At 69.1% G+C, this 6566-nt stretch carries 11 protein-coding genes; all 11 read left to right on the top strand.

Annotated elements, in window-relative coordinates; genetic code table 11:
- Window positions 1-191 precede the first annotated feature (191 nt).
- Window positions 192-431: a hypothetical protein gene (locus DMH12_RS36195; RefSeq protein WP_125495540.1), complete on the top strand. Its 240-nt coding sequence runs from the start codon at window positions 192-194 to the stop codon at window positions 429-431.
- Between the two features lie 300 nt (window positions 432-731).
- A complete protein-coding gene (locus DMH12_RS36200) occupies window positions 732-1244 on the top strand; it encodes a ParA family protein (protein ID WP_399190072.1) in 513 nt (170 codons plus the stop codon).
- On the top strand, window positions 1244-2362 hold the full coding sequence (locus DMH12_RS36205; protein ID WP_125495542.1) for a ParB/RepB/Spo0J family partition protein: 1119 nt from the start codon (window positions 1244-1246) through the stop codon (window positions 2360-2362). The genes DMH12_RS36200 and DMH12_RS36205 overlap by 1 nt, the downstream gene beginning before the upstream one ends.
- Before the next feature lie 848 nt (window positions 2363-3210).
- Window positions 3211-3501 carry a hypothetical protein gene (locus DMH12_RS36210; RefSeq protein ID WP_125495543.1) on the top strand — a complete coding sequence of 97 codons (291 nt, stop codon included), beginning with the start codon at window positions 3211-3213 and terminating at the stop codon, window positions 3499-3501.
- A gap of 249 nt (window positions 3502-3750) precedes the next feature.
- Window positions 3751-4296, top strand: coding sequence for a hypothetical protein (locus tag DMH12_RS36215; protein WP_125495544.1), 546 nt, complete (start codon window positions 3751-3753; stop codon window positions 4294-4296).
- Window positions 4297-4426: 130 nt separating this feature from the next.
- Entirely contained in the window at window positions 4427-4660 is a 234-nt protein-coding gene (locus DMH12_RS36220) for a hypothetical protein (RefSeq protein ID WP_125495545.1), read from the top strand.
- A gap of 195 nt (window positions 4661-4855) precedes the next feature.
- On the top strand, window positions 4856-5173 hold the full coding sequence (locus DMH12_RS36225; protein ID WP_125495546.1) for a hypothetical protein: 318 nt from the start codon (window positions 4856-4858) through the stop codon (window positions 5171-5173).
- A gap of 74 nt (window positions 5174-5247) precedes the next feature.
- Window positions 5248-5676, top strand: a complete 429-nt coding sequence (locus DMH12_RS36230) for a hypothetical protein (protein WP_125495547.1) — start codon at window positions 5248-5250, stop codon at window positions 5674-5676.
- Window positions 5677-5687: 11 nt separating this feature from the next.
- Window positions 5688-5918, top strand: coding sequence for a hypothetical protein (locus DMH12_RS36235; protein WP_125495548.1), 231 nt, complete (start codon window positions 5688-5690; stop codon window positions 5916-5918).
- A complete protein-coding gene (locus tag DMH12_RS36240) occupies window positions 5915-6160 on the top strand; it encodes a hypothetical protein (RefSeq protein WP_125495549.1) in 246 nt (81 codons plus the stop codon). The genes DMH12_RS36235 and DMH12_RS36240 overlap by 4 nt, the downstream gene beginning before the upstream one ends.
- The gene (locus DMH12_RS39365; protein WP_185832749.1) at window positions 6157-6303 is read left to right on the top strand and encodes a hypothetical protein; all 147 of its coding nucleotides are present in this window, start codon (window positions 6157-6159) and stop codon (window positions 6301-6303) included. The genes DMH12_RS36240 and DMH12_RS39365 overlap by 4 nt, the downstream gene beginning before the upstream one ends.
- The last annotated feature ends 263 nt before the right edge of the window (window positions 6304-6566 follow it).

Consider the following 6566-nt stretch of genomic DNA (forward strand, 5'->3'; position numbering starts at 1 on the left):
CGCCAAGGACCGCATCACCTACCCGCGGCCGCCCCTCACCCGCGACCACGCTGCCCTGTTCCGTGAAGCCGCCTACCCCGACGGACAGCCCTACAACGACGGCCTGGACGACGAAGACGAAGACGCCTGACCCCCAGGACGTATACCGCGGTATACGCGGTACCCCGCAGGCCCGTTCTCGTTACCAGGACATGGCAACGCCAGCAGAGCAAGAGATCGCCCAAGAACTGATGGACGTCTACGGGTTCGACGAGAAGACGGCCGCCAGCCTCGTCTCCCTGGCCACCAAGGTCCGCCAGAGGGACGGCAGCTTCACGATCTCCGGCCTACTCCGCTACGGACGCGACGCCTACGCCCAAGACCCGCTCCTGCGGCTCCACATGGACGGCAAGCTCGGGACCCACGAAGGCGGGACCGGCCCATCCCGATGAGGGCCGGCGTATACCGCGGTATACGCCCCCAGGCGGCGGGCACACCCGAAACCAGCCCAATCCCACCCCCCACCCACCCCATCTGAGAAGCTATGCCCCGTCCGAGTACCAGAGCCCCCAGCTCTGCGAAGCACACGGAAACGGAGCACCATGCCCAGCTCAGTCCTCGTCGTGTCCACCGACCCCCAAGGGTCAACCATCTGGTGGGCCGACCGCGTCGGCGACAACCTGCCCTTCGACTTCGCCGCCGCCCACGAAGACCCCGACAGCCTCGCCGGCCTCAAGAACCTCGGCGCGCAGATCCACGTCATCGCCAACCAGAAGGGCGGCGTCGGCAAAACCACCACCGCCGTCAACCTCGCCGCCGTCACCCACGACGTCCTCGGCGACAACGACGACCGGCAGCACATCTTCATCGACACCCCCGGCAGCCTCGAGAACGAACACATCCTCGCCGCCGCCCTCGACATCGCCGACGACGTCCTCGTCCCCATGCCACCCGAGCCCCTCGCCTTCGACCCCACCGCCCGGACCATCGAACGCGTCATCGTCCCCCGCGGTCTCCCCTACACGGTCGTCATCAACGCCTGGGACCCCCGCGATGGCCGCGCGGACCTCGAGGACACCGTCGCCTACATCGACGCCATGGGCTGGCCCCGCGCGAAGACCGTCATCCGCCGCTACAAGATCCACACCCGTGCGGCGTCCGAAGGCAAGGTCGTCACCCAGTACGCCGACAACGGCACCACCCTCCGCGCCCGCGAGGACTACTTCCGCCTCGCCCTGGAACGCGGCTACGGAGGCCGCCGCTGATGTCCGGCAAGCGCGTCTCCCTCGCCTCCCTCGCCCAAGCCAAAGTCGAAACGGTGCCCGGCGCCAGCAGGCCCGACCTCATCCACGTCCACCCGGACACCGTCGCCCCCACCCCCCTGAACCCGCGGCGCGCTTTCGACGCCACAGAACTCACCGAGCTCGGCGAGGACATGCGCGGTGGCCAGCTCCAGCCGTGCGTCGCCGTCAACCGGGCCGCCTACCTGAAGCTGTACCCCGACCACGCCGGCCAGCTCCCCGACGACTGCCGGTACGTGATGGCGGCCGGCGAACGCCGCTGGCGTGCAGCCCGCCAGGTCGGCCTCGACACCGTCGACCTGCTCCTGAGGCACGACCTCACCGAGTCCCGTATCCGCTTCCTCGCCGCAGTCCTCTCCGAGAACGTCCAGCGGGCCAACTTCAACCCGATCGAAGAGGCCGACGGCCTGCGCGCCATGCTCGACCTCCACGACGGCAACCAGGCAGCGGCCGCCCGCGCGATGGGCAAATCCAAGGCGTGGTTCAACCAGCGGATCGGTCTCCTCAGGCTCTCCGACGAGCTGGTGCAGCTCGTTCTTGAGGGGAAGCTGACCGCGTTCCGCGACATGCGGCGCTACGCGTCCCTGCCCGCAGCAGAGCAGTACGCGGCGTGGAAGCAGGACCAGGAGCAGCCGCGGCCCGCGAAGCCCGCCCCGACCGCCCTGATGCAGGACCCTGCTCCGGAGCCCACGGCGAAGACGGAGGAGGCGGGAGCGTATACCGCGGTATACGCCGGCCCGGCAGAACTCGTCGAACCCGAGTCACCCCCTGCTCCCGCACCGCCGCCGGAGCAGGAAGCGAATCCGGCACCCAACCCGGCCCCGTCAGAGCCCTCGACGCCGTCGCCGGCAGCGGACGCCATTCCCGAACCCAGGTCCACCCCTGCCGAGCCCCGGCAGCCGCGCCCCCTCGAGTACGACAAGCCCGGCGCCCTCGGCATGCTCCTGGACGCCCGCATGGAAGAGGACCACCTCTTCGAACTCCTCCACATCCTCGCCGAGAAGGCGCGCAGCAGAGACCCGGAGCGACTCCGGTCCCTCGTGCAGTCCATCACCGAGGAACCCGCCGGCCAGCCCACCTGACCGGCCAGGGCCCCGCTCTCCACCCTCACGGTGGGAGCGGGGCCCCCTTTTTTTGTGCTCGAAGTTGAACGAGGGTCAATACGTGTAGCTTGCCGGGGTTTCTGATCGCCCGTTCGAGTGACAGCCCCACCCCACCCTTGCACTATGCATATATGCAGCCTTGGCTAGCTGGTGCCGGTCCCTGCTAGGTGCGCCGGCCGTCGGACCGAGGAAGACCCTGGAGCGCCGCGGAGGGGCGGGCTCGCCCAGCCCGTTTCGCAGCCCTCCCGGTGTCTCCCCTCGGTCCCGACGCGACCGAACCGAACGCGCCCCGGATCCGAACGGGAACGCCTCTACCAGCATGACGGCATCCGGTCTTAGACTGGCGTCACCGAACGGGCCTGCCCCACAAAGGCCCCCTCTCCCACACCCCTCCCGGCGTGTCCGCGGGCAGCGCCCCGCCCCGGGGTTGGTGACGGAATCTTTCATCGCTCCGTGCCGTCTAGTGCACACGCTGTAGCAGTTCCAGCCACCTGCGTAGCAGTCTCGGTCACGGGCTGGTGAAAACTGCCACTGGTCTTCGCCACCCGGCCGAAACAGTGCCACAGTGTGACCCGCGGTTCGGACTGGCAGCCGTCCCGCTTCAGGGTGCCCACACCCGCGAGGGCGAGGGCAAACGAGGACCCCTGAACCCTTCCCAACTGCCGGAGGAGCGGAGACGCCCCATGTCCGCAGCACAACCGGCCGACCCCGCACGCCCCTACGTCCCCCACGACATGAACGGCCCCGACGACGCGGCCGTAATCCCCCTCAACCCGCGCCGCCCCCCACGCGGCGCCCACCAAGCGGTCAGGGGACGGTGGACGCACATGACCAACATCGGAGACCACGACCAGGTCCCACCCTTGCGCGACGCCAGCCGGCAGCCGGACAACGACGTCACGGCTGTTGCAGCGTTCGCCAACACGATCGAAACGAGCTTCATCGAGATCGGCCAGTCCCTGACCGACCCCGCCACCCGGGCCGCCTACCTGCGCACCCTCGACATCTGGGAGCGGGCCCTCCAGGGATCTAGGGAGCAGGGCGTCATCGACACCCAGCAGCTCGCCGACCTCACCCAGGTGATAGAGGGCATGCGGCAGGCGCCAACACTGCTCTGACCGCGGCCACCTGACACGCTGTCCGCATATGCCGGGGAATCATGCACCCTGTCCCCGGCCGGTCGGGCACGCTCTTGCAACACTGTGTTGATCAACAGTTGCGAAACGTTCAACTTCTTCACCGCGCATGCCATAGTGGGGCGTCCGGAAACACCCGGAACACGCATCATCCGGTCTCCGGCGCGCGCCCCGGCATCAACTGCACGGACGCCCCGCGCCCCCGGGGACCCCAGGGGACGGGGGACGCCCATGAACCACCCGGACAGCACCGACAGTGCCGCGGCCAGACTCCGCCAGCTCAACCAGTACTTCCGCGAACACCCCGTCACCGGCCCCCTCGAAGGCCACAGCCCCCAAGCGGCAGCACCCGCACCGCTCTCCCTCGCCACCCTCGACCACGTCACCGCCTCCATCAACGAGGTCATCAAGCACACCCGCAGTGCCAACCCCTCCGCCGGCCGCGCCCCCACCCGCGCCGACGCCATCTACGACTGGGCCCGCCAGCACACCGAACACGCCCCCGAAGCCGTCCAGCAGCGCACCGCGGCCATCGAGTACCGGCAGTACCTCGAACACGCCATCCGCGCCGGCGACTGGCGGAAGGTGATCCGCCCCCAACGCTGCCCCGAATGCCGCACCTTCGGCCTCATGTGGCAAGCCGACACCCAGCGGGCCCTGTGCACCAACACCAGGTGCGTCGACCGCGACGGATTCTCCACCACCGTCACCCTCGCCCGCCTCGCCCACCAGCACGTGACCGCACAGAAAAAACTCCGCCAGTCTCGTGCAACCTGAACCCGGGTATACGAGTCGTACCTAGCAACCCACAACTTCACACTTCCACCACACCCGGACCCGCAAGGTCCACCCGCATCGGTGCCGCCGGAGCTGCGAACGATGGCGCCGCCGAACCCGGGAGGCCACCATGGCCACAGCGCTGATCAGCCCCTACGTCCCCGCCGGCGACGAAACGAAAATGGATGATGCCGTCGCCCTGCTCCGAGAGACCGGGTATCCGATCTCCAAGAGCACCCTGGAGCGGCAGTGCCGCCAACGCGGCGTGACCCTGACCAAGCGGGGACGCGCCAACTACGCCTCCTGGAGTGACCTGCTGATCGTGCACGCGGCGTGGGTCGACTCCCGCGACGACATCCCCTGACCGGCGGCCTCCCCAAGACGCCCTCGGCTCCCTGAATCCCCAGGGGGAGCCGGGGGCTTTTGCATGCCCTGACACAACCAACCCCGGCATACGCATTGCGCAGCCATGTCTATAGGGGTACGGTGGACACACCAAGACAGCAACACACCCCCCACCAGGGGTGATTGCCCACCTCTTGCCCTCCCTGGAGCCACCGTGGCCGTGATCACCCGTGCCCGCACCAGCACCGAAGCCAACTACCGCACCCTCACCCCCGAGGAAAAGGACCGCTTCGACCAGCTCATGGAGCGCGCCGACCACGCAGGCCCCCACGACTACCAGCCCCTCATGGACGCCCTCGCCGTCCTCACCGGCGTCACCGGCGAAATCCGCAAGTGCGCCTGCTCCTGCACCTGCCCCGCCATCTTCGACGCCGACAACGCCGACGTGCACGTCATCGAGTACGGCGAGGGCTACAACCTCGGCCGCCACCAATGTCCGTGGTGCGCCGACCAGCACCGCGAAACCGCCTGACCCCACCAGCCTGCCCGGCGGCGCGTGAAGCCGACACCGCGCCGCCGGGCGGAACGTCCCCACAGGGAGCACCGATGACCACCCACGACGACCTCCACAACATGGCCAAGGTCATCGACCTCAACGGCCTCCACCGCGGCGGCAACAACTTCGCCCAACCCGGCCTCATCCCCCGACTCGACATCAGCGCCATCGCCTACGTCATCGCCGAACACCTCACCCCCGACCGCTACCCGGCCGTGTTCTTCACCAACGACGTCGCCTCCGTCGCCCTCATCGAATCCTCCGACCGGGCCATGACGCTGATCCGCGCCATCTCCGCCGCCCTCGACAGCGAACCCTGCGACACCGACGGCGTACCGGACTACATCGAGCACATCTCCAACTGGACCGCCACGCGCGCCCCGTTCTCCAGCGCCCCGCCCACCGACAGCGAGGTCATCGGCCGCATCCGCCGCGCCGCCGACCACGCCCGCCAGACCACCAACCCCCACGCCGCCTGAAAGGGCCCGCCATGACCGTGCAGACCTTCACCAGCGCCCCCACCAACCCGGCCGACGACAGCTACAACGCCGGCTACTTCGACGGCGAACTCGACGCCATCAGCAAGCTCCCCGCCCGCCAGGCCCACGACCGCGCCTCCATGGCCGACCAGTACGACCCCCTCTGGGCCCAGGGCTACGCCGACGGCTACCTCCACCAGATCCAGGTCACCCACGCCCTCACCGAACAGGCCAGCGGATGACCGCCGCTCTCGGCGCCCGCCTCGACCAGACCCGCGCGGAACTCGCCGCGGTCAAGACGTCCCTGGCCGACCTCAAGGAAGCCCACCGGGCCGCAACCCTCAACGAGGCCATCACCGCCCTCGACAAGTGGACCGACCGCCCCCACCTCGCGCCCGGCCTCCACCTCGCCATCGGCGTCCTCACCAGCCTCCGCGACGACCTCGACCCACCCACCCCCGACCACGAGAGGCACACGACATGAACGACTGCCGCACCTGCCACGGAGACGGCGCCCACCCGGCATGCGACGGCACTGGATGCGCCGACTGCGACCCGAACACCGGCAACTGCCCCACCTGCTACGGCACCGGCAACGACCCCATCCACTGGCAGTCCACCGCCTGAACTCCCTCACCCCCCACCGCACGAGCACCGGAGCACCACCGACACCAGACCCACCGCAGGACGGAGCACACCCCATGACCAGGACCAGCAGCCCCCGCACCAACGCACCCCGCCCCCCACCACCCCACCCCCCCCCCGCGGCAGGCGCCCACCCCAAAACCGACACCCACCACCCCACCCACAAAAAAAACCCCCCCAAAAAAAAGGGCAACAAAAACCCCCCCCCCCCCGCCACCCCAAAAAAGGACCAGCCCCGCCTCTCC

The organism is Streptomyces sp. WAC 04229, from assembly GCF_003947455.1.
Lineage (GTDB): Bacteria > Actinomycetota > Actinomycetes > Streptomycetales > Streptomycetaceae > Streptomyces.

Bases quoted from the DNA above. Each gene is read 5' to 3' on its own strand.
- DMH12_RS36195 (WP_125495540.1), top strand. From the start codon at position 192: ATGGCAACGCCAGCAGAGCAAGAGATCGCCCAAGAACTGATGGACGTC.
- DMH12_RS36205 (WP_125495542.1), top strand. From the start codon at position 1,244: ATGTCCGGCAAGCGCGTCTCCCTCGCCTCCCTCGCCCAAGCCAAAGTC.
- DMH12_RS36210 (WP_125495543.1), top strand. From the start codon at position 3,211: ATGACCAACATCGGAGACCACGACCAGGTCCCACCCTTGCGCGACGCC.
- DMH12_RS36215 (WP_125495544.1), top strand. From the start codon at position 3,751: ATGAACCACCCGGACAGCACCGACAGTGCCGCGGCCAGACTCCGCCAG.
- DMH12_RS36220 (WP_125495545.1), top strand. From the start codon at position 4,427: ATGGCCACAGCGCTGATCAGCCCCTACGTCCCCGCCGGCGACGAAACG.
- DMH12_RS36230 (WP_125495547.1), top strand. From the start codon at position 5,248: ATGACCACCCACGACGACCTCCACAACATGGCCAAGGTCATCGACCTC.
- DMH12_RS36235 (WP_125495548.1), top strand. From the start codon at position 5,688: ATGACCGTGCAGACCTTCACCAGCGCCCCCACCAACCCGGCCGACGAC.
- DMH12_RS36240 (WP_125495549.1), top strand. From the start codon at position 5,915: ATGACCGCCGCTCTCGGCGCCCGCCTCGACCAGACCCGCGCGGAACTC.
- DMH12_RS39365 (WP_185832749.1), top strand. From the start codon at position 6,157: ATGAACGACTGCCGCACCTGCCACGGAGACGGCGCCCACCCGGCATGC.